The organism is Reyranella sp., from assembly GCF_004296935.1.
Lineage (GTDB): Bacteria > Pseudomonadota > Alphaproteobacteria > Reyranellales > Reyranellaceae > Reyranella.
Genome location: NZ_SCVH01000163.1, coordinates 23,315 through 44,540 on the forward strand (window position 1 = coordinate 23,315; position 21,226 = coordinate 44,540).

22 protein-coding genes are annotated in these 21,226 nt (G+C 65.0%); 12 read left to right on the top strand and 10 right to left on the bottom strand.

Annotation, left to right across the window (positions count from 1 at the left end; all coding sequences use genetic code 11):
• Positions 1-6 precede the first annotated feature (6 nt).
• Both EPO55_RS23980 and EPO55_RS23985 read left to right on the top strand, forming a co-directional pair.
• Positions 7-987, top strand: a complete 981-nt coding sequence (locus tag EPO55_RS23980; RefSeq protein WP_296339964.1) for a fatty acid desaturase family protein — start codon at positions 7-9, stop codon at positions 985-987.
• 81 nt (positions 988-1,068) lie between these two features.
• Positions 1,069-1,494 (top strand): OmpA family protein, encoded by a 426-nt coding sequence (locus tag EPO55_RS23985; protein WP_296339966.1) that lies wholly within the window; start codon positions 1,069-1,071, stop codon positions 1,492-1,494.
• A gap of 64 nt (positions 1,495-1,558) precedes the next feature.
• Here EPO55_RS23985 and EPO55_RS23990 read toward each other — a convergent pair whose 3' ends face one another.
• The 3 genes from EPO55_RS23990 to EPO55_RS24000 form a co-directional block, all read right to left on the bottom strand.
• Positions 1,559-2,116, bottom strand: coding sequence for a hypothetical protein (locus EPO55_RS23990; protein ID WP_296339967.1), 558 nt, complete (start codon positions 2,114-2,116; stop codon positions 1,559-1,561).
• Positions 2,117-2,239: 123 nt separating this feature from the next.
• Positions 2,240-3,541 (bottom strand): aspartate aminotransferase family protein, encoded by a 1,302-nt coding sequence (locus tag EPO55_RS23995; protein ID WP_296339969.1) that lies wholly within the window; start codon positions 3,539-3,541, stop codon positions 2,240-2,242.
• Positions 3,538-4,143 carry a 2-hydroxychromene-2-carboxylate isomerase gene (locus EPO55_RS24000; protein ID WP_296339970.1) on the bottom strand — a complete coding sequence of 202 codons (606 nt, stop codon included), beginning with the start codon at positions 4,141-4,143 and terminating at the stop codon, positions 3,538-3,540. Before EPO55_RS24000 ends, EPO55_RS23995 begins: the two co-directional genes overlap by 4 nt.
• A gap of 227 nt (positions 4,144-4,370) precedes the next feature.
• Between EPO55_RS24000 and EPO55_RS24005 the strand changes: the two genes are divergently transcribed.
• Complete coding sequence (locus EPO55_RS24005; protein ID WP_296339971.1) at positions 4,371-4,949, top strand: gamma-glutamyl-gamma-aminobutyrate hydrolase family protein; 579 nt, start codon at positions 4,371-4,373, stop codon at positions 4,947-4,949.
• Here the strand turns inward: EPO55_RS24005 and EPO55_RS24010 are convergent.
• Positions 4,933-5,610, bottom strand: coding sequence for a nitroreductase family protein (locus EPO55_RS24010; protein WP_296339972.1), 678 nt, complete (start codon positions 5,608-5,610; stop codon positions 4,933-4,935). The genes EPO55_RS24005 and EPO55_RS24010 overlap by 17 nt on opposite strands.
• A gap of 97 nt (positions 5,611-5,707) precedes the next feature.
• On the opposite strand from EPO55_RS24010, the gene EPO55_RS24015 reads away from it, so the two are divergent.
• From EPO55_RS24015 to EPO55_RS24025, 3 genes are all read left to right on the top strand, one after another.
• A complete protein-coding gene (locus EPO55_RS24015; protein WP_296339973.1) occupies positions 5,708-6,670 on the top strand; it encodes an SPFH domain-containing protein in 963 nt (320 codons plus the stop codon).
• Between the two features lie 10 nt (positions 6,671-6,680).
• The gene (locus EPO55_RS24020; RefSeq protein ID WP_296339975.1) at positions 6,681-7,127 is read left to right on the top strand and encodes an NfeD family protein; all 447 of its coding nucleotides are present in this window, start codon (positions 6,681-6,683) and stop codon (positions 7,125-7,127) included.
• Positions 7,128-7,201: 74 nt separating this feature from the next.
• On the top strand, positions 7,202-8,440 hold the full coding sequence (locus EPO55_RS24025) for an MFS transporter (RefSeq protein WP_296339976.1): 1,239 nt from the start codon (positions 7,202-7,204) through the stop codon (positions 8,438-8,440).
• On the opposite strand, the gene EPO55_RS24030 is transcribed toward EPO55_RS24025, so the two are convergent.
• Both EPO55_RS24030 and EPO55_RS24035 read right to left on the bottom strand, forming a co-directional pair.
• Positions 8,431-9,465, bottom strand: a complete 1,035-nt coding sequence (locus EPO55_RS24030) for a hypothetical protein (protein WP_296339978.1) — start codon at positions 9,463-9,465, stop codon at positions 8,431-8,433. The two genes, EPO55_RS24025 and EPO55_RS24030, sit on opposite strands and share 10 nt — an antisense overlap.
• 76 nt (positions 9,466-9,541) lie before the next feature.
• Positions 9,542-10,480 (bottom strand): acetamidase/formamidase family protein, encoded by a 939-nt coding sequence (locus tag EPO55_RS24035; protein ID WP_296339979.1) that lies wholly within the window; start codon positions 10,478-10,480, stop codon positions 9,542-9,544.
• A gap of 76 nt (positions 10,481-10,556) precedes the next feature.
• Here EPO55_RS24035 and rlmJ point away from each other — a divergent pair, with 76 nt between their 5' ends.
• Positions 10,557-11,420 carry a 23S rRNA (adenine(2030)-N(6))-methyltransferase RlmJ gene (rlmJ, locus tag EPO55_RS24040; RefSeq protein WP_296339981.1) on the top strand — a complete coding sequence of 288 codons (864 nt, stop codon included), beginning with the start codon at positions 10,557-10,559 and terminating at the stop codon, positions 11,418-11,420.
• On the opposite strand, the gene EPO55_RS24045 is transcribed toward rlmJ, so the two are convergent.
• Together EPO55_RS24045 and EPO55_RS24050 are read right to left on the bottom strand one after the other, a co-directional pair.
• On the bottom strand, positions 11,368-12,600 hold the full coding sequence (locus EPO55_RS24045; protein WP_296339982.1) for an MFS transporter: 1,233 nt from the start codon (positions 12,598-12,600) through the stop codon (positions 11,368-11,370). The genes rlmJ and EPO55_RS24045 overlap by 53 nt on opposite strands.
• A gap of 118 nt (positions 12,601-12,718) precedes the next feature.
• The gene (locus EPO55_RS24050; RefSeq protein ID WP_296339983.1) at positions 12,719-13,564 is read right to left on the bottom strand and encodes a polyphosphate kinase; all 846 of its coding nucleotides are present in this window, start codon (positions 13,562-13,564) and stop codon (positions 12,719-12,721) included.
• Between the two features lie 109 nt (positions 13,565-13,673).
• Between EPO55_RS24050 and EPO55_RS24055 the strand changes: the two genes are divergently transcribed.
• The 4 genes from EPO55_RS24055 to EPO55_RS24070 are packed head-to-tail and all read left to right on the top strand — an operon-like array spanning position 13,674 to position 17,376.
• The gene (locus tag EPO55_RS24055; RefSeq protein WP_296339984.1) at positions 13,674-14,801 is read left to right on the top strand and encodes an ABC transporter permease; all 1,128 of its coding nucleotides are present in this window, start codon (positions 13,674-13,676) and stop codon (positions 14,799-14,801) included.
• Positions 14,801-15,601 carry an ATP-binding cassette domain-containing protein gene (locus tag EPO55_RS24060; protein ID WP_296339985.1) on the top strand — a complete coding sequence of 267 codons (801 nt, stop codon included), beginning with the start codon at positions 14,801-14,803 and terminating at the stop codon, positions 15,599-15,601. The genes EPO55_RS24055 and EPO55_RS24060 overlap by 1 nt, the downstream gene beginning before the upstream one ends.
• A gap of 6 nt (positions 15,602-15,607) precedes the next feature.
• On the top strand, positions 15,608-16,642 hold the full coding sequence (locus tag EPO55_RS24065; protein ID WP_296339987.1) for an MlaD family protein: 1,035 nt from the start codon (positions 15,608-15,610) through the stop codon (positions 16,640-16,642).
• Positions 16,639-17,376 carry an ABC-type transport auxiliary lipoprotein family protein gene (locus tag EPO55_RS24070; RefSeq protein WP_296339988.1) on the top strand — a complete coding sequence of 246 codons (738 nt, stop codon included), beginning with the start codon at positions 16,639-16,641 and terminating at the stop codon, positions 17,374-17,376. Before EPO55_RS24065 ends, EPO55_RS24070 begins: the two co-directional genes overlap by 4 nt.
• A 15-nt stretch (positions 17,377-17,391) precedes the next feature.
• Here the strand turns inward: EPO55_RS24070 and EPO55_RS24075 are convergent, their stop codons facing one another.
• Positions 17,392-18,456 (bottom strand): phosphotransferase, encoded by a 1,065-nt coding sequence (locus EPO55_RS24075; protein WP_296339990.1) that lies wholly within the window; start codon positions 18,454-18,456, stop codon positions 17,392-17,394.
• A gap of 65 nt (positions 18,457-18,521) precedes the next feature.
• Positions 18,522-20,081 (bottom strand): fatty acid--CoA ligase, encoded by a 1,560-nt coding sequence (locus EPO55_RS24080; protein ID WP_296339991.1) that lies wholly within the window; start codon positions 20,079-20,081, stop codon positions 18,522-18,524.
• Between the two features lie 149 nt (positions 20,082-20,230).
• On the opposite strand from EPO55_RS24080, the gene EPO55_RS24085 reads away from it, so the two are divergent.
• A complete protein-coding gene (locus tag EPO55_RS24085; protein WP_296339993.1) occupies positions 20,231-21,202 on the top strand; it encodes a UDP-glucuronic acid decarboxylase family protein in 972 nt (323 codons plus the stop codon).
• The last annotated feature ends 24 nt before the right edge of the window (positions 21,203-21,226 follow it).

The window sequence follows — 21,226 nt, forward strand, 5'->3', positions numbered from 1 at the left end:
GACGGCATGCACGCGACCGTGGTCAAAGTCAGCGACTATTTGGCACCCGAGCAGATTCGGCAGCTGCGCGGCAAGTCGGACCTCGTGGGTACATTGCTGGTCTTGCATGCTTGGACGCTGATTGTCGGCAGCATGGCGCTGTTCGTGTGGTGGCCCAATCCCTTCACGTTCCTGGTCGCCGTGATGGTGATCGGAGGCCGCCAACTCGGCCTCGCCATCCTGATGCATGATGCCGCGCACGGGTTGCTGTTCGCCGACCGGCGACTGAACGACAGCGTGGGACGCTGGCTCTGTGCCTATCCCGTCTTCACCAGCCTGATGCTCTATCGTCCCTATCACCTGCAGCATCACCGGTTCACGCAACAGCCCGAGGACCCCGATTTGGGGCTATCGGCGGCCTTTCCGGTCAGCCGCCGGAGCCTGCACCGCAAGCTCCTGCGTGATCTGACGGGGCAGACGGCCTACCTGCGGCGAGGCGACCAGATCCGTCGCGCCTTGGGGCCGTCTGACCTCGACGTCATGGCACGGCTGGGCAATCTCTGGCGCCGGGAGAAGGGCCCTCTGACGGTGAATCTCGCATTGTTCGGGGCCCTCGCCGCGGCCGGGTACTGGTGGCTCTATCCGGTGCTCTGGCTGGTGCCGCTAGCGACCTGGTATCAGCTCGCAAGCCGGGTACGAAACATAGCCGAGCATGCAGTCGTTCCCGACAACGACGACCCCTTGTGCAACACCCGGACGACCCATGCCAATCCTATGATCAGGCTCCTGCTGGCGCCCTATTGGGTTAACTTCCACCTTGAGCACCATTTGTTCATGTTCGTGCCGTGCTGGCGTCTGCCGACCGCCCATCGCCTGCTGGTTGACGGCCGCCGCGGGCGCCGGATGGAGTTCAAGCCGGGTTATCTGGCGGTCCTTCGAGCGGCGACATCGCGCCTTGACGATTCGCCACGCGGTCCCGGGGCGCGCGGCACCGCGCAGCACATCTGAAACCATACTTGTTCTGGCGAGTGTGCCCCAAACGGCGCTAGTATTCGTCCTGTTATGGCTTCGCAATGGGGAGACAAGACTATGATCAAGAGGCTTTTGGCCGTCGTCGCGGCTGCGTTCCTTCTGGGCGCCTGCGACGAGCCCGCGCCGCAGGCGGCACCGCCGCCGCCGCCGCCGGTGAAGAACTTCCTGGTGTTCTTCGACTTCGACAAGTCGACGCTGACGCCGCGCGCGATGGACATCGTGAAGGAAGCCGCCGCGACCGCGAAGTCAGGACAGAACGCGCGTCTGACCTGTACCGGCCACACCGATACGTCGGGACCGGCGAACTACAACATGGCTCTGTCGCTGCGTCGGGCCAACACGGTCAAGGCGGCATTGGTGCGCCAGGGCGTGCCCGCGGACACGATCACGGTCGTCGGCCGGGGCGAGACGGCGCTGCTGGTGGCAACTAAGGACGGTGTCCGAGAGCCGCAGAACCGGCGCGTCGAGATCGTGATCCAGTAGGTTCTCCCGACCCGAGCGAAACGGAAAAAGGCGGTCCCTTCGGACCGCCTTTTTTTACCGCCTGCTACTGAGCCGGACAGGCGAAGATGTTCATTTCGGGACCGAGGTCGTAAGGCGGCGGCACCTGGGCCAGCGACGACACCTTGGGATCGAGCGCCCAGTCCAGTGCCCGCTTGTTGCGCGAGCAGAATTCGCGGTCGACCGGGGCGCGCTGAGCCGTGCGGTTCGCGACCTCGGTGACGAAAACGTCGACGTTCAGGCGCTTGCGCCGGGCAACCTCCGACAGCGCGCGCGAGTTGCCGCTGAGCTCCGACTGATACTTGCTGACGAAGGCGCCATACTGTGCCTCGAAGGCGCGGCTGCCGCCAGGATTCTGGCATTGCAGCGTGGCCACCACGAGTTCCTGCTGCACCATGCGTGCGCGAACCACCGCCAAGTCCGCGGCATTGTAGCAATAGGCCCGAATGTTCCCCGCGGGCGGGCTGGGCGGAACAGGCGCCTGATAGTCGGCTGCCGCCGCCTTCTGTGCGGGCGCCGTGGTCTTGGCCTGGTTGAGCGTACAACCGCCCATCGTCAGGACCCCTGCCATCAGAATCGTCGCCTGCGAAAGCATCTTGATCATCCGTACACTCCCAACGCGTTGGCCGGAAACCGCCAGCGGGTACAACAGTTAGACGCGTGTTTCAAACCCAATTACCGCCCGGAGCCGCACAGAGGGCAGGCGGGCGCGGAAAAGCTGGGTATTTTAGTGTAAGGCCTTGGCTAGCGCCCGGTCGAAGATCTCCAGGCCGAGGTCGATTTGCTCGTCCGTAATCGTCATCGGCGGCGCGATGCGGAATATCCCGAGCCCACCCCGGACGACGCTGGTCATCATGCCGAGTTCGAGACATTCGCAGGCCACGCGCTGAGCAAGTTCGGGGTCGGGCGTCCGCGTCCGCCGATCCTTGACCAGGTCGAGGCCGAGCAGAAGGCCGCGGCCGCGGATGTCGCCAATACAATCGTAGCGCTGCTGCAACGCCTGCAGACCGTCCTTCAGCCGTTGGCCGAGTTTGGCGGCACACTCGGTCAGGCGGTCCCGCAGGATGATCTCGATGACCTTGAGGCCGACTGCTGCCGGCAGCGGATCGGACGCATGCGTAGTGTAGAACAAAAATCCGCGCTCCGCTGCGATGTCCTCGATCTCGGGAGTCGTGAGCATTGCCGCAAGCGGCAATCCCGCGCCCAGAGTCTTGGAGAGGGTGAGATACTGCGGCACCACGCCGTCGCGCTCACTGGCGAACAGATGGCCGGTGCGGCCGAGTCCCGTCTGCGCCTCGTCGAAGATGAGCTGCATGTCGCGCTCGCGGCATTTTTCGGCCAGGGCCATCATGTAACCTTCCGGTGGTTCGAGCACGCCACCCGAACTCAGGATGGGCTCGACGATGCAGGCGGCCAGGGCGCCGCTCGACTGACGGTCGACGAGCTCGAAACCGAAATCGAGTTCGGACTGCCAGTCGTAGACGCCCTGTGCGTCGATGAAGCGTGAGCGGTAGGTGTCGGGCGCCGGCAGGACGAGCGCGCCAGGCGTCGGCGGGCCGTAGCCCCTGCGGCTCGAGGAGTAGGTGGCCGCAGCAGCGCCGCCGGTGACGCCGTGCCATGAACGGCTCATTGCCACGATCTCATGCCGGCCGGTCACCAGCTTGGCCATGCGAAGCGCCGCTTCGTTGGACTCGCCCCCGGTCGAGACCAGCAGGACACGGTCGAGATGGCCCGGCGAGACCTCGGCGATCAGCGCCGCCAGATCGACCACCGGGCGGGAGAGGATGGTCGAGTAGAGGTGGTCGAGTTCGCCGATCCAGCGACGCGCCACCTCGACGATCTCGGGGTGACTGTGGCCCAGGATCGCACTCATCTGGCCCGAGGTGAAATCCAGGATCTTCCGCCCGTCGGCGTCGGTGAAGAAATTGCCGGCGGCGCTTTCGGCGATGAGGGGGGAGAAGGCGCCGCCATAGCGAACGAGATGTGCGCGCGCCTTCGCCCAGAATTGCGGATCGTCGTTGGCGCTCATGTCGCCTCCAGGGCCGATTTCACCAGCGGCATGCGGTCGTTGCCAAAGAACATGTCGTCGCCGACGAAGATGGTCGGGCTGCCGAATCCGCCGCGTGCGATCAGTTCGTCGGTGCTGGCGCGCAGCCGTGCCTTGCACGAGTCGGTCTCGATGCCGGCGAAGAAGTGCTGGCGCTCGAGGCCAGCTTTGGCGGCGATCTCGGCCAGTACGTCTTCACGCGCCAGATCGCGGTCATCGGCCCAGTAGGCCTCGAAGGCGGCGGTGGCGTAGGGCACGAGCTTGCCCTCGTCGAGTGCCACGAAGGCGCCGCGCATGCATTTTACGCTGTTCACCGGGAAGACCTTGGGCGGAAAGACGATATCCAGGCCATAGAGCCGGGCCCAGTCGGCGAGGTCTTTCAGCATATAGGATTGCTTGCGCGGGTTGGGCTTGGCGCGGTTGTCGTAGACCGTCTGGTTGACGGCATTGAACACGCCACCGACCAGGATGGGCTTCCACGCAATTTCCGCGCCGAGTTCGGCTGCGAGCGGTTGCACGGCGTGAAAGGCGAGATAGGTCCAGGGGCTGGAGCAATCGAAGTAGAAGTCGAGCTGGCGCGCCATTTCGTCTCTCCGCCGTCGGTTCGCCTTGTCGATGCCACAAGCGACGCGTATCTTGCAAATCCATGACGGTACCGGCTTTGCAGCCTAAAAAGATTGGTCCCAAGAAAGTAGCAATCGTCGTGCACCAGGAGCACTCCAGACCCGGACGGGTCGGAGTCCTCCTCGAGAAGCGCGGATACGAGCTTCACCGCCTTTGCCCGAACCTCGGCTGCGATCTGCCGGAAGACATGTCCGATTACGCTGGCGTGGTGATTTTCGGCGGGCCCATGTCGGCCAACGATTGCGGCACCCTGGCCGGCATCAAGTGCGAGCTGGAATGGATTCCCAAGGTGGTCGAGGCGGGCGTGCCGTTCCTCGGGCTTTGCCTGGGCGCCCAGCTCCTGACGCGCGCCGTCGGCGGTCGCGTCGGGCCGCATCCCGAGGGGCTGGTCGAGATCGGTTATGTCGACGTCGAGCCGACCGAGGCCGGCCGTGACTGGATCAAGGCGCCGATGAAGGTCTACCAGTGGCATCGCGAAGGCATGCGAGTGCCGGATTGCTGCGAGCTGCTCGCCACCAACGATCGTTATCCCGTCCAGGCCTTCCGCTACGGCGGCAACGCCTTCGGATTCCAGTTTCACCCCGAGGTGACGCTGGAGATGAAGGAGATCTGGACGCTGAAGGCCTCGGAGCGCCTCAAGATGCCGGGCGCCCAGCAGCGCGGCGTGCATCTCGCGATGCACGCGCTCTACGATCCGCCGCTCAATCGCTGGATCGACGGCTTCCTCGATCGCTGGCTGGCGACGGACACTAGATCCACGAACTGATTTCCCCGAGCGGCTTTCGCAAGCCACCGTGCACGGGAACCCGGCAATCCACCCGGGGATAACCGACGACCAGCAGGATCGTCGGCTTTTCCCAGGCTGGACGCGCGCAGATCTCGTTGAGAAAGCCCATCGGGCTCGGCGTATGGGTAAGCGTAGCGAGTCCTGCGTTGTGCAGGGCTGAGATCAGGAAGCCCGTGGCGATCCCGACCGACTCGGGCACATAGTAGTGCTTCACCGTGCGCCCATCCGGTCGCGTCCCCGATTTCTGCGCGAAGATCGCGATCAGCAGCGGAGCCTCCTCGAGGAAGGGCTTGTCGGCATCGGTACCGAGCGGCGCCAGCGCTTCGAGCCACTCCTTGGGTGCGCGACCATTGTAGAAGGTGCGCTCCTCGGCTTCAGCGGCAATACGAATGCGCTTCTTCGACGCCGGGTCTTCGATGACGGCGAAATGCCAGGGCTGAAGATTGGCGCCGGACGGCGCCGTGCCAGCCGCAAGCAGGCACGTCTCGATCACTTCGCGAGGTACTGGCCGGCGGTCGAAGTCGCGCACCGTGCGCCGCCGCCGCAGGTCGGCGTGGAAGGCTAGAGCACGTTCCGCCATTTCTTCTGGCGCGTAGCTTCGATAGTCGGGAAGGGGTTCCCAAACCGGGTCGGTCACCATGAAACCTCCTGTGTCCAGCGCCGAACTCTAGCGGCGGCGATGGCCCGGCGCACCGGCTTGGGCTAGGGTCCCGGCGAAAAGCCTGGGAGGCGCGGCAATGTCTGGTGCTCTGATCTTCGTCCTGGCGCTGGTTCTGGTGGCGCTGGTGCTGGTGTTCGCTGGCGTGAAGACCGTGTCGCAGGGCACCAACTGGACCATCGAGCGGTTTGGGCGCTACACGCGCACGCTGCAGCCCGGCCTGCATCTCATCGTGCCCTTCATGGATCGCGTCGGGCGCAAGATCAACATGCAGGAGAACGTGCTCGATATTCCGCCGCAGAAGGTCATCACCAAGGACAACGCCAGCGTGCAGGTCGATGCCGTGTCGTTCTATCAGGTGATCGACGCCGCGCGCGCCGCCTACGAGGTGCAGAACCTCCATCTTGCCATCACCAACCTGGCGCTGACCAACATCCGCAGCGTCATGGGCAACATGGCGCTCGACGAGGCGCTGTCCAAGCGCAACGATATCAACAACACGCTGCTCTCGGTGATCGACCAGGCGACCGGTCCGTGGGGCGTCAAGGTGCTGCGCATCGAGGTCAAGGACATAGCGCCACCCGAGGACATCGTGGTGGCGATGGGCCGGCAGATGAAGGCCGAGCGCGAGAAGCGCGCCACCATCCTCGAGTCCGAGGGCGTGCGCGAATCGAGCATCCAGCGCGCCGAGGGCGAGAAGCAGTCGGCCATCCTGACCGCCGAGGGACGGCGCGAGGCGGCGTTCCGCGACGCCGAGGCGCGCGAGCGCATGGCCGAGGCCGAGGCCAAGGCGACCTCCGTCGTGGCCCAGGCGATTGCTGGCAACGGCGTGCAGGCGACCAACTACTTCCTCGGCACGAAATACGTCGAGGCGCTGGCCAAGATGGGCTCCAGCCCCAATGCCAAGGTCTTCTTCCTGCCGGTCGAGGCGGCCGGGATCATGGCCTCGATCGCCGGCATCGGCGAACTCGCCAAGGAAGCCCAGGCGCGCGGCGTCGAGGCTGCTGCCCGGCCGCGCGGTTCGGTTCCCAACGCAGGCTAGGGCGGCGGCGATGACGATGTTCAAGGTTGTCTTCTGGTACTGGTGGGCGCTCGCCGCACTGCTGCTCGTCTTCGAAATGATGCTGCCCGGCATCGTCTTCCTGTTCTTGGCGCTGGGCGCGGCGGCGGCCGGCCTGTTCCTGCTGGTCGTGGCCGACCTGTCGCTCGAATGGCAGCTTGCGGTGTTTGCCGTCGTGGCCGTGGCCTCGGCGATCGGCCTGCGCCCGACCCTGCGCCGGCTGCAGGCGCGCGATACGACACCCAACACCATCAACGCCCGGGGCGACAGCCTGGTCGGGCGGATCGTCGTGCTCGACCAGCCGATCCTGAACGGCCGCGGCCGGGTGGTACTGGGCGACGGCAGTTGGACTGTCATCGGGCCCGACATGGCGGTGGGCGCCAAAGTGCGTGTGACGGCCGTGAACGGCACCGAGCTGTCGGTCGTGCCCGCGCCTTAAACCGACGCCCGTTCATCGGGGTTGTTAATAGTTAACCAAAGGGTTATGTATTGGCTTCTTCGGAAGGGGTAGCCATGAAGCTGTTCTATGGTTGGGTGATCGTCGGCGCCGGCGCGCTGATGGGATGCGTCGCCATCGGCGCGATGTTCTCGCTGGCGGTATTCCTGCAACCCATGTCCGACGCGACCGGCTGGTCGCGCACCGGCATCTCGACCACCATGACGATCGACTTTCTGGTGATGGGCGTCGCCGCCTTCGGCTGGGGCGCACTCACCGACCGCTTCGGTCCGCGCATCGTCGTGCTCGCTGGCGCGATCCTGCTGGGCCTCGGGTTGGTGCTGGCGAGTCGCGCCACCAGCCTGCTCGAATTCCAGATCGTCTATGGCGTGGTGGTGGGTGTCGCGGCCGGCGCCGTCTTCGCACCGATGATGGCCACGGTCACCGGCTGGTTCGACAAGCACCGGAGTCTCGCCGTCTCGCTGGTGTCGGCCGGCATGGGCATGGCGCCAATGACGGTGGCGCCGTTCGCGCAGTGGCTGATCCAGTCCTACGACTGGCGCACCGCGCAGCTCATCATCGGCATCGCGGCCTGGTTGCTCCTGATCCCGGCGGCGCTGCTGGTACGCCGCGCGCCGACCGCGGCAGTAGGCGCGCCAGGCCTGCCGGCCGAAGGCGGCGAGGACCTGACCGTGGGGCGTGCGCTGCGCTCGCCGCAGTTCATCGTGCTGTCGCTCACCTTCTTCTTCTGCTGCGCCGCGCACTCCGGTCCGATCTTCCATGTCGTGAGCTATGCCTTGGCCTGTGGCCTGCCCGCCATGACGGCGGTCACCATCTACAGCGCCGAGGGCCTCGCGGGCCTGGGCGGCCGGCTGCTGTTCGGCCTGCTCGGCGACCGGTTCGGCGCCCGCCGCATCGTCGTGCTTGGCCTGATGGTGCAGGCGGTGGGCGCCGGCGCCTACTACTTCGCGCGCAGCGCCGGCGAGTTCTATGCCGTCGCCATCGTGTTCGGCATGGCCTATGGCGGCGTGATGCCGCTCTACGCCGTGATCGCGCGCGAATACTTTCCCATGCGCATCATGGGCACCGTGATCGGTGGTTCGTCGATGATCGCGAGCCTCGGCATGGCGCTGGGACCGGCCGCCGGCGGCTGGATCTTCGATACCTTTGGCGGCTACGGCCTCCTCTATATCGGCTCGTTCGGCGTCGGTCTTGCTGCCGTGGCGATGGCGCTCGCCTTTCCGTCGCTGCCCGTCGCGTCGGGCAGGGCATTGCAGCCCCGCCGACTCGCGTCCCAGGGCGGCGCTCAATCGTAGTGGAAATCGTCCCAGCGCAGGATGTGCTTGCCCGACAGGATGTCGCGCATGGCGACGACGGGGTCGCCGACGGAGAGATTGCTGCTTGCCCTCCAGGCGTCGATGACCATGTCACGGACCGCCGCGGCACCCATGCTGAGCTGTGACGTCACCAGGGCGATCGCTTCCGGCGCGGCCGCCTTGAATGCACCCTTCTTGTCGAGCTCGTACATCGGCACGACGAACTTGTTGCTGTCGAGGATCAGCTTGGTGGTCCGGTCCCAGATCGAGCAACCGCAGGCGTCGTAGGGCGGCACGCCGCTTTTCACCACGTCACGCTTGATGTTTCGGCGCACGAACGTTCCCTTGATGAAAATGTCCATGGCGTCGCCGGTGGCATAGCCTTGCGGGTTGGGATAGGTCCCCCAACCGTAGAAGTGCTGCGAGGTGTGCAGCGGCATGCTAGCGTCTCCGGGAAAGTGACTCCAATAGCCGAGATCCCTCAGGATCAGCAGTTCGCGTTGCTGGCGATCCTTGTCGAAGCGGGCGCGGTCGGCGGGATCGACTGCCGTCTTCGCGCCGATCGATGACGCCCGCCAGTAGGCGAAATCCTTGGCGAGCTGCTGCCAGCCGATGACGATGGCGTAGGGCAGGTAGCCCGCCTTGTACTGGCTGCTGCCACCCTTGAGCAGCCGCGTGGCGTACTCGTCGAGCGTGATCGGCAGCTCGCGCAACGGCAGGATGCCGGCAACGGCGCCTTGGTCCGACAGAAGAACGAAATGCATGGCGTTGAGGGCATTGTCGTGCGGGTCACCGGTGTGCTTGTCGCGGTCCGGCTCGCGGCCGAAGGGCGCGATGATCTCCACGGCCTGTGGTGTGCGCAGGAACGCTGGAATCTCGTCGGGAAACAACTCGGCGGCGATGCCACTGATGAATTCATGACCGGTCGCACCCCAGGCATGGGCCGGGCCGGGAGGCGACAACACGGCAGCTTCCGCCACGAGCAGCCAAATCCCCAGCCGCTTCACGATCTGCAGAATTCTCATGGTCTCCCAGTTGCAAACCACGCTCGTCTTACCATCCGTCCAGGAACTTGGCGATGCGGCCCGAGGCCGGCACGCATCAGCCGCCAATCAGGCTCTTGGCGATCATGCAGTGGATGCCCTTATTGCCGTCGACCGTCTGCGTGACGTGCAGATCGGCCTGCAGGCTGCACAGCATGTAGGCGTCTGCCGCCGAGAGGCCGGTTTTGGCTGTGATCAGCCGGATCATGTCGCGCAGTGCTTCCTTGGCGGCGTCGTCGAGGTCGGGATCGAAACCGTGCGTGATCCAGTGCGTCGCGGTCTCAGCGCGCGGGTTGTTGAGTTTCATGTCCTTGCGCACGGTGAAGCGAAAGGTGCCGCTGAGAGACGTTTCGAGCGCCGTCAGGTTGACCTCGCCATCGCCCTGCACGCCGTGGCCATCGCCGGTCGAGAACAGCCCGCCCGGGGCGAACACCGGCAGGTAGACTGTCGTGCCTACGTTGAAGTGCTTGTTGTCGATGTTGCCGCCGAAGGCGCGCGGCTCGACCGAGCTGCACTGGCCCCATTCCGGTGGCGGTGCCACGCCCATGATGCCAAAGAACGGCTTTAGCTGGACCTCCAGCCCCCACGGCATGGTGCAGACGCCGCGGTTCGAATCGATCAGGATGTGCGTCAGGCGATAGAAGGGGAAGTCCTCAGGCAGGGTGCCCATCAGCGGCCGCTGCACGTTCCAGCCCCAGTTGGTGCGGAACTTGATGTCGAGAACCTCGACCGCCAGCGTGTCGCCGCGTTCGGCGCCCTCGACATGGACCGGGCCGGTGAGGATATGGCGGCCGATGTGCGGCTTCAGCTTGGCCAGGATCTCGCGATGTTCGGGCAGCACGTTCATCGGCGGCTCAGGCAGGATCTCGGCGGCGCCGGACACGCAGTGGATGGTGGCGATGTCGCCCGACTTGATGCTGAGTTGGGGCTTCAGCTGGCTGTCGAAATAGCCCCAGTGGCAGGTCTCGGGCGAGGAATGAAGTTCATGCGTGGCCATGCGGTCTCCCATTCTTACGCAAGGGTTGAAGCACATACCGTGCCCCCAAATCCATTGGCGATGCTATAGCCGGAGCATGAACTACCGCCACGGCTACCATGCCGGCAATTTCGCTGATGTCCTAAAGCACACAGCGCTGTGCGAACTGCTGCGGCTGCTGCTGTCCAAAGACAAGAAGCTGTTCGTGCTCGACACCCATGCCGGGACCGGCGGCTACGATCTCGCCGGTGCGCTGGCCGGGCGCACCGGCGAGGCCGACGCGGGCATCGCCCGTCTCGCCACGGCGCCGCGTGAAGGCATGCCGGCCCCTGTGGCGCGCTACCTCGCCGCGGTAGCAGCCTACGACCGCAAGTTCGGTGCCTCGGGCGGGAGACTGCGGCGTTATCCTGGCTCGCCGCGGCTGATCCGGGCCGCCCTTCGGCCGGGCGACCGTTTCGTCGCCTGCGAATTGCATGCGGAAGATGCGCTGGCGTTGAAGCGCGAGTTCGCGGGTGACCGTGCGGTCGAGGTGCGCGCGGCTGATGGCTACAAGGCGCTGAAGGCGATGCTGCCGCCGCCGGAGCGGCGAGGCCTGATCCTGATCGATCCACCTTTCGAGGCTGTGGACGAGTTCGAGCGTCTGGCGCGCGCGGTGCGGCAGGGCCTGCGCCGGTTCGCCACCGGTTGCTATGCGATCTGGTATCCGATCAAGGACGAAGCGGCCGCCGCTGCCTTCGTGGCGGCGCTGGATGCTCCCAAGCGCCTGGTCCTGGAACTCCGGGTCGCTGGCGAGGTTGGTGCCGGCAAGCTCACCGCCTGCGGCCTGGCCGTGATCAATCCACCATGGCGCTTCGAGGAAGCGATGGCCGAGGCCTTGCCCTGGATCGCTTCAGTGCTGGGCGGGCGGGCTAGCCTCGTCGCGCCGCCAGCCAGCGTCCCGGCTCCGGCATCGCCAGCGTAATGGCAAAAGACACCAGACAGAGCGCGGCGCCCGCCAGGATCGCCCCGGTGTAGGAGCCGAAGAAGTCGTAGGCATAGCCCGCGACGGGCGCGCCGAGCAGGGCGCCGAACGCCACACCGCTGTAGAGCGCGCCGATGATCGAGCCCAGCGCCCGGCCGCCGAAGTAATCCGCGGCGAGCGACGGCGCGATGGCCACGAACCCGCCGTAGAAGGCGCCGAACACCAGGGCAAAAACGATGAGCGCGGGCCCACTGGTCGACACCGACCAGATCACCAGCATGACGCCTGCGCCGACATACATCAGGCTGAACGAGAGGCGGCGGCCGAGCCAGTTGGTGACGCTCGCGAACAGGAATCGCCCGACGGTGCTGCCGACTCCCAGAAGGACAATCAGCAGGACGCCGAAGCCCTCGCCCAGTCCGAGGTCGGTGGCGTAGGGCGCCAGGTGCACGAATGGCACGAACAGGCCGAACGACATCATCAGGGCGCCGACATAGATCGCCCAGAAGGGCAGGGAACGCATCGCCTGGCCCAGGGTATGGCCGGCCGGAATCGCCGATGCACCGCCAGGCGAGGGCGTATCGCCGTCGGGCGCAAGGCCGTAGTGCTCCGGCGACGGGCGCACCAGGATTCCGCTTGCGATGGCACCGACGACCGTCAGCGTGGCCAGCACGAGATAGGTCTGGCGCCACCCCAGCGCAGAGATCAACTCGTGGGCGAGCGGCGCGCCCACCAGGGTGCCAACGCCGATCCCGGCCACGGCGAGCCCGCTTGCCGCGCCGCGGCGGCGGATGAACCAGCGCTGGACCGCGGCGATGCTCGGCACATAGGACAGCCCGACGCCGACGCCAACGCCGAGGCCGTAGCCGAGATAGATCTGCCACAAGGCGGTCGCCTGTGAAGCAGCCGCAAGGCCCAACGCCACCAGCAGCAGGCCGCCCACGACGAGCGGGCGCGGCCCGGTGCGGTCGGCGATCAGACCGGCGGGAAAGCCCAGCTGGAAGTAGAGGAACGCCGAGATCGAGAAGACCAGCGAGGTCTCGCCGCGACGGGCGCCGAACTCGGTTTCGAGGGCGCCGAAGAACGCGGCAAAGGAATAGGCCACCGCGTAGCCGGTCATCATGCACAGGAAGGCCCCGGCGACGACCCACCAGCCGGCGAACGGACGCACGAAAGTCATTTCTCGGTCTCGGTCATGGCGAAAGGTTAGGGTGCCGAAATGTCAGGCACCACGGTCAACCATTCGGCCGGTACCGAGGTGTTTTGCAGATCGTCCGTGTTCCGCCCGGGATCGGCGGTCACTTCTTGTCGCCGTTCTTCTTGTTGTTGCCTTTGCCACCTTCCTTGCCGTTCTCCGGCGTCCAGCCCCACATGTTGAAGGCGGCGGCCGCGACTGCGGGATCGAGCTCGGGTTCGGTGAGGGTCATTCCGCTGCCCAGAGTGTCGGCAACGATCTTCAGGCCGGTGAGGCGGGCCTGCATCTTGTTGTCTGACGCGATAACGTGCCAGGGAGCCTGTTCTGTGTCGGTGCGCTCGAGCATGTTGTCGTAGGCTTCCAGATACTCCTTGCGTTTGGCGATGTTGCGGAAATCCTCCAGCCCGATCTTGTAGCGCTTGTGCGGCTTGCTCAGCCGATCGAGCATTCGCCGCTTCTGTTCCTCGGCGCTGACATGGACGAGAAGCTTGACGATGCAGACGCCGTCGTCGGTGAGCTGGCGTTCGAATTCGTTGATCTCGCGGTAGGCCCGCTTCCACGAGTCCTTGTCGCAGAAGCCCTCGACGCGCTCGACCAGAACGCGGCCATACCAGGTGCGGTCGAAGATCGCCCAGTCGCCGGGAACCGGCAGGCGCTGCCAGAAGCGCCAGAGATAATGGCGGCCCTGGTCTTCGGGCGATGGCGCGCCGATGCGCCAGACATGCACCGATTTCGGCTCGAGGCCGTCGACCAGACGCCCAATCAGGCCGCCCTTGCCGGAGGCGTCCCAGCCGTCGATGCAGATGATGGCCCGCCGGCGGTCGTGCAGATAGTGGATCTGCAGGTCGAGCAGCCGGGTCTGCAGCTTCCGGAGGTCGCGTTCATAGGTCTCTTCATCCAATGGACCTTCGATCATCTCGATCTTGTCCAGGGCCGGCCATTTTCCCATTTGTTCCTCCCGCCGCAGATCGTGCCAGTGGCCGAGAAGTAGGGCAATGAGTGCGGACCGGCTGTAGGGAGATTGACAGCATGAACCGTGGCGACGACTAATCTCGCCAATGTCCGACGTCGAACCGACCATTCGCTACACGATGCGCGCCGGGAAGCCTGTCGTCGAGATCGGCGGCAATTGGACGGTGCTCAATCTCCGCGGCATTCGGCAGAAGGCTGCCCGGGCCCTCGCTGCCGCCGGGACTGGCCGTGCCGCCCGCATGGTGGATGCGAGCAGCGTCGAGCGGCTCGACACGGCGGGCGCGCTGGAGATCCTGCTCCTCGCAGGCGGCGGGCCGGATACCGAGGTGACGACCCGCGAGAAGAGTCACGCCGATCTGTTCGTGGTCGTCCAGAAGAACATGTGCGAGGCGATGCCCGAGCGGCACATGAACTGGCTGGCCCACTGGCTGGAGGAGATCGGACGCAACGCCATTGAGTTCTACCATCAGGCCGTCAATCTCTGTGCCTTTTTCGGCGAGATCCTCGTGGTCTTTGTCGAGGCCTGCCTGCAGCCGCGACGGTTCCGCATGAATGCCGTGGTGCGCCAGATGTACGAAGTCTGGGTCAGGGCGCTGGCGATCGTCGGCGTCCTCTGTTTCCTGATCGGTGTGGTGATCGCGTACCAGGGAATACAGCAACTGCGCCGGTTCGGCGCCGAGACCTTGGCGGTGGAGGCGGTCGCCATCAGCATGTTCCGCGAATTGGGCGTGTTGCTCACCGCGATCATCGTCGCCGGCCGCTCCGGCAGCGCCTTCACGGCCCAGATCGGCACCATGCAGGTCAACCAGGAAGTTGATGCCATGCGCACCATCGGTCTCAATCCGATCGAATGGCTGGTCATGCCACGCATCGTGGCGCTGGCGGTGTCGATGCCGTTTCTGGCGTTCTGGGGCGACATGGCGGGCCTGCTCGGCGGGGCCGTCGCCTGTACGATCTACCTGGATTTCACCTTCGCGCAGTTCTTCGAACAGCTGCGCGACACTGTCGGCGCCTGGCACTTCTATACGGGCATGATCAAGGCCCCTGTCTTCGGCCTTGTGATCGCCACCATCGGCTGTTTCGAGGGCCTGCAGGTGCGCGGGAGTGCCGAGAGCGTTGGACAGCTCACCACCCGCTCGGTGGTCGAATCGATCTTTTGTGTCATCGTGCTGGACGCAGTGTTCTCGATCATCTTCCTGTTGGCGGACGTTTGATGCCCGAGGGAGGGCAACTCGTCGACCACCGCGATGGCCGTGACGTCGTGTTGCGGCTGCGCGGGGTGCGCACGCAGTTCGGCGACAACGTCATCCACGACAAGCTCGACTTCGACGTCTTTCGCGGCGAGATCGTCGGGCTCGTGGGTGGCTCGGGTACCGGCAAGTCGGTGCTGTTGCGCACGATAATCGGTCTCAATCAGGTGACAGCCGGCACCATCGAGATGCTGGGAGTCGATACCGCCACCCTTCACGGTCGGGCGGAGCGGGCCATGCAGGCCCGCACCGGGGTCCAGTTCCAGGACGGCGCCCTGTTTTCCTCACTCACAGTGTCCGAGAACATCATCGTACCGGTCCGCGAGCACGCCGGGTTGGACGAGGAGACGATGCGGGACATCGCCGCCCTCAAGATCGCCCTGGTCGGCCTGCCGCCCGACACCGGCGAGAAGAAGCCGTCCGAGCTCTCCGGCGGCATGCGCAAGCGGGCAAGCCTCGCCCGCGCGCTTGCCCTCGACGCCGAGCTCCTCTTCCTGGACGAGCCGACCGCCGGGCTCGACCCGATCGGCGCGGCTCACTACGACGAGCTGGTCAAAGGCCTGAGCCGGAGCCTCGGCCTGACGGTTCTGATGGTGACCCACGACCTGGATAGCCTCAACGCCGTGTGCGACCGCATCGCCGTCCTGCTCGACAAGCGCGTGGTGGTAGGTACGATGGAAGAGTTGCTGGTATACGATCATCCCTGGGTCCGGGAATATTTTCACGGTCCGCGCGGGCGGGCGGCTCGACAGGAGCAGAAGTAGCGTCGGATGGAAAGAAAGTCGCCTTACGTACTGATCGGTGCGGCGATGATCGCGTTCATCGTCGCCGTCGCGGGCTTCGTCGTCTGGAAGCTGCGGGCGGGCGACCAGACCGCTTATGTCTATTACGACATCTTTTTTTCCGGTGACGTGCAGGGATTGACCAAAGATTCACCCGTGTTCTACCGCGGCCTGCGCGTCGGCCGGGTGTTCAGCATAAAGCTGACCAAGCGCACTGATATCCAGCGCAGTACGGGCCGGGAACGCCTCAGCGAAAAGATCGAGGTCACTGTCGCTGTCGATAAGGAAATCGGCATTCCCGAGCGCTCTTACGCCGTCTTCGAGAAGCCATTTATTACCGGTAGCCCGTTCATTCAGATCGTCGGTCGTGTCGATGTCGACCAGGTCAAGCCGAAGAAGAAACTGGGTGAGAAGCCTTACCCGGAGATCCGTGAGGGGGCCTCCTTCCTCCAGGCGACGTCGACGTCGGCGCAGGAGCTGTTGTCGAAGGCCAGTACCACAGTCGACCGGCTCAACGATCTTCTCAGCCCCGACAATATCAGCGCCGTCAGCGATACGCTGCGCAATCTGTCGACGGCTACAACGGCGCTCGCCAAGCAGGATGGCGCGATTCAGGCGACGCTGGCCGAACTTCCGGGTGCCATCACCGAGTTCCGCCGTACCTTCAGCACGTTGAACGGGCTCGCCGAGTCGCTCAATCTGGTAGCGCTCGAGATCGGTCCCCAGGATACCGCGACCCGCAAGGCGCTGGCCGGTAAGGACCCCGGGGAGCTGCGCAAGGCGATCACCGAAGCGCGTCTGGCGCTTGCCAACATCGACGCCGCGGCCGGCCAGCTCGGCAAACTCGTGGCCGACAACAAGGGACCGATCAGGAGCTTCACCGAGTCCGGATTGACCGAATTCTCGCTGGCTCTTCGCGAGTTGCGTCAACTCACCGCGAACTTGAACGTCATCGCCACCAAGCTGGAGCGGGATCCGGGCGCCTTCGTGTTCAGTGGCAAGCAGGGATACACGCCGAAATGATGCTTCGTTGGGCCGTTTGCGCAGCGGCGGCCATTGTCCTCACCGGATGCCAGGCGCTCAGCGCGATCGATTCGGCAGTGGAGCCGACCGATCTCTATACGGTGTCTCCCAAGAGTACCTTCGATCGCGACCTGCCCAACGTTTATTGGCAGCTCGCCGTCGAGGTGCCGGTTTCGGCGGCCAGCCTCAATACCGGACGTATTGCCATTCAGATGACGCCGACTTCGACGGACTACTATGCCAAGGTGGCGTGGACCGACCGTGCGCCGCTGATGATACAAACCCGCATCGTCGATTCATTCGAGAACACCCGCAAAATCGTCGCCGTGGCGCGTGAATCGATCGCGCTGCGCGCCAACTATGTGCTGCAGCCCGACCTGCGCAACTTCGAGGCGATGTATTTCTACGGCCAGCCGCCGATCGTGAAGGTCCGCATCATCGCCAAGCTGGTGCGCATGCCGGATCGCCAGATCATCGGCGTCGCCTCGGTCGAGCGCTGCGTGCGTGCCCGCGCCGACAAGGTGCCGAAGGTGGTCGATGCCTTCGACCAGGCGCTGGGCAGTGTCATCAAGCGGCTCGTCTCCTGGACCTTGCGCACGCCGCCGACGCGGCCACCGAGCGACTCCGCGCCCTACGATATCGGCAGGTATCGCAACCCTGAGAACGCGCTGGTCGACAGCGAGAACTGCCCGAAGGGCAACGATGCCTCGATGGTACCCTACACCGACGAATAGCTGAGCTGGGCGGGCTCAGGCGCGATCCTTGACCAGCGACCAGGCGAGATCGGCCAGCACGCGCGCGCGATTGCCGTACTGTTTCGCGGTTTCCGACGAGGCATTGCCGTCGAGGCCGCGCTTGTAGACGCCCTGTACGATGGCGGCGAGGCGGAACAACGAGAACGCCACGAAGAAATTCCAGTCCGCGATCTCCTTTCGGTTGGTACGACGCGCATAGGCGGCAAGATATTCCTGCTCGGTCGGAATACCGAACGCCTTGAGATCCATGCCGGCGTAACCTTCGGAGGCGCCGAAGCCCTCGCTGAAATGATACATCATGCAGTTGTAGCCGAGGTCGGCCAGCGGGTGGCCGAGCGTCGACAGTTCCCAGTCGAGCACGGCGATGACACGCGGCTCGGTCGGGTGGACGATGGTATTGCCGAGCCGGTAATCGCCGTGGTTGATGCGCGTCTCGTCGCCGGGCGGGAGGTTGGCCGGCAGCCACTGCTTCAGCAGTTCCATCGATTCGACCTGGTCGGTCTTGGCGAGGTCATACTGGCTCGACCAGCGATTGAGCTGGCGCTGGATGTACTGGCCCTCGCGGCCAAAGTCGCCGAGGCCGACGGCGCGGTAGTCGACATTGTGGAGACGGGCCAGCACGTCGTTCATCGAATCGAATATCTTGCCGCGGTCGGCCGGCGAGATGCCGGGCATCTTGGGGTCGGACAGGATGCGGCCGGGCAGGAACTCCATGAGGTAGAAGGCTGTGCCGATCACCGAATCGTCCTGGCAGAGCGCGTAGGGCCTGGGCACCGGCACGTCGGTGTGATCCGACAACGCCTTGATCACGCGATACTCGCGATCGACTTGGTGCGCCGACGGCAACAGCTTGCCTGGCGGCTTCTTGCGCAGCACATACATGCGGCCGCCACCGTCGGTGACATGGTAGGTTGGATTGCTCTGGCCACCCTCGAACTGCAGGACCTTGATGGGGCCGCGACAGCCCTCGACGTTCACCTTCATGTAGTCGGTGAGTTTCGCCTCGTCGAAGAGGTGGGCCTGGCGGACAGGGGTGAGGTTCTTGGGCAGGTCGGACATGGGATGTTTCTAGAACCGTGTGGCTGGATTTTCGAGGCGTGTTTGCGAAAGAAGCCGCAGGGCGGTCAGTTGACCTGCCGCTGCTTGTCTCCCCAGTAGGGCAGGCGCAGCTCGCGCTTCAGGATCTTGCCGGTCGGATTGCGCGGCAGCGCCTCGATGAAGTCGACCGATTTCGGCAGCTTGTAGCCGGCGATGCGTTCGCGCGCCCACGCGATCAATTCGCCCGCCGTGACGCCGGCGCCGGGCTTCCTTACCACGACGGCTTTCACCGCCTCGCCCCAGCGCTCGTCGGGCACGCCGATCACCGCCACGTCGGCCACGTCGGGATGGCCGAACAGCGCGCTCTCGATCTCGGCTGGATAGATGTTTTCGCCGCCCGATACGATCATGTCCTTCACGCGATCGTAGATGAAGAGATAGCCATTCTCGTCGAGGTACCCGGCGTCGCCAGTGAAAAACCAGTCGCCGTGAATTGCCCGCTTGGTCGCATCGGGCAGGCGCCAGTAGCCCCGCATGATCTGCGGCGAGCGGACCGCGATCTCGCCGACCTGGCCCATCGGCAGAGCCTTGCCGGCATCGTCGACGATGCGCAGCTCGACACCCACCTGGGCATAGCCGCAGGACAGCAGCTTCTTGGCATCTGAGGGATCGTGATCCTCCGGCGGCAGCAGCGTGATCGCGCCCGTCGTCTCGGTGAGGCCGTAGACCTGCTGGAAGCCGCAGCCGAAAACTGCCATCGCCTGCTTCAGGAGCTCGGCGGGGATCGGCGCCGCGCCATAGACGATGAGCTGCAGGCTCGAAAGGTCGGTCTCGCGGATTTGCGGCGCCTGGACCAGGAACAGGATCATCGCCGGCACCAGCAGCATGACCTGGATGCGCTCGCGCTGGATGGTCTCGAGCACGTTGGCAGGTACGAACTCGCGCATGACGTGGTTGGTGGCGCCGGCGAAGAGACCGGCGATACCCCAGCCCGCGCCACCGATATGGAACATCGGCAGGCAAACGATGTTCTGTGCGCCGGGCTTCAGCAGCCAGCTCTTGGTCCACTGCTCGAACATGAAGGCGAAGTTGGCGTTGGTGAGCTCGGCCCCCTTGGGCAGGCCGGTGGTGCCGCTGGTGTAGAACTGCACCGCGGTGTCGTGGCTGCGGGCGGGCAGGCGGGGGTCAGCCTCGAGGTTGCGGTCGCGCCACTCCACGAAGGGCTCCCAGGCGCCATGGCGCGGCCCGAGCGTCACGATCTTGCGCACGGTTTTCAGCTCGTCGCGGATCTTCTCGATGACCGGGAAGTACTCTTCGCCCACGAACAGGATCTCGGCCTCGGCATCGTTGATGATGTGCAGCGCTTCGGGTGGCGCCAGCCGCCAGTTGACCGACACCATGACGGCATTCGCCTTGGCGACGCCGAACAGCAACTCGAAAAAAAGGTCGCTGCTCTTGTCGAGATGGGCGACGCGGGTGCCGGGCTTGATGCCCTCGGCGATCAGGCCATTGGCCGTCCGGCTGGCGGACCGGTCGAGGGCTGCGTAGCTGGTGGTGCGCCCTTCATAGACGAGGGCCGCCGCATCCGGCCGTTCGGCCGCATGGACGCGCACGATATCAGCCAGCCCGACCATCTCGATACTCATTGGACGCTTCTTCTCCTGCAGCCTTGCCCTGTGTCTTGGCCCGCCCGGACGAGGGCGAAGCGGCGGCATCCTTCGGTGGTTTTGGAGTGAATTCAAGAGCTTGATCGCCTAGTGTCGGCTGCGAAACACGACGACATTCCAGGGGTCACATGGGCAAGCGTATCTTGGTCACCGGCGGCGCGGGGTTCCTTGGGTCGCACCTGTGCGAACGGTTGCTGGACGCCGGCAACGACGTGCTCTGCGTCGACAACTACTTCACCGGCTCCAAGGCCAACGTCGAGGCCTGCCTCGGCAATCCACGCTTCGAGCTGATGCGCCACGACGTGACGTTCCCGCTCTATGTCGAGGTCGACGAGATCTACAATCTGGCCTGTCCGGCCTCGCCTGTTCACTATCAGCACGATCCCGTGCAGACGACCAAGACCAGCGTCCACGGCGCCATCAATATGCTGGGGCTGGCCAAGCGCGTGCGGGCCAAGATCTTCCAGGCCTCGACCAGCGAGGTCTACGGCGACCCGACGGTCCACCCGCAGGTCGAGGGCTATCGCGGCAGCGTCAATCCGATCGGACCGCGCGCCTGCTACGACGAGGGCAAGCGCTGCGCCGAGACCCTGTTCTTCGACTACCATCGCCAGCACAAGCTCCGCATCAAGGTGGCGCGCATCTTCAATACCTACGGCCCGCGCATGCATCCCAACGACGGGCGTGTGGTGTCGAATTTCATTGTCCAGGCACTGAAGGGCGAGAACATCACGATCTACGGTGACGGCATGCAGACCCGCGCCTTCTGCTATGTCGACGACCTGCTCGACGGCTGGCTGCGCCTGATGGACCATACGCCGGACGACTTCACGGGCCCGGTCAACATCGGCAATCCGGTCGAGACGCCCATCCGCCATCTCGCCGAGAAGATCCTGGAGAAGGTCGGCGGCAAGTCGAAGCTGATCTTCGCAGCCCTGCCGGTCGACGATCCGATGCAGCGGTGTCCGGACATCAGCCTGGCGCGGGAAAAGCTCAAGTGGGAGCCGAAGATTGCCCTCGACCAAGGGCTGGCGAAAACGATCGCTTATTTCGACAGCCTGCTGAAGAGCAACAAGGCCGTGAGCCGCGTCGGCCGCTAGGACCGACGCGACGCAAGCAAGATC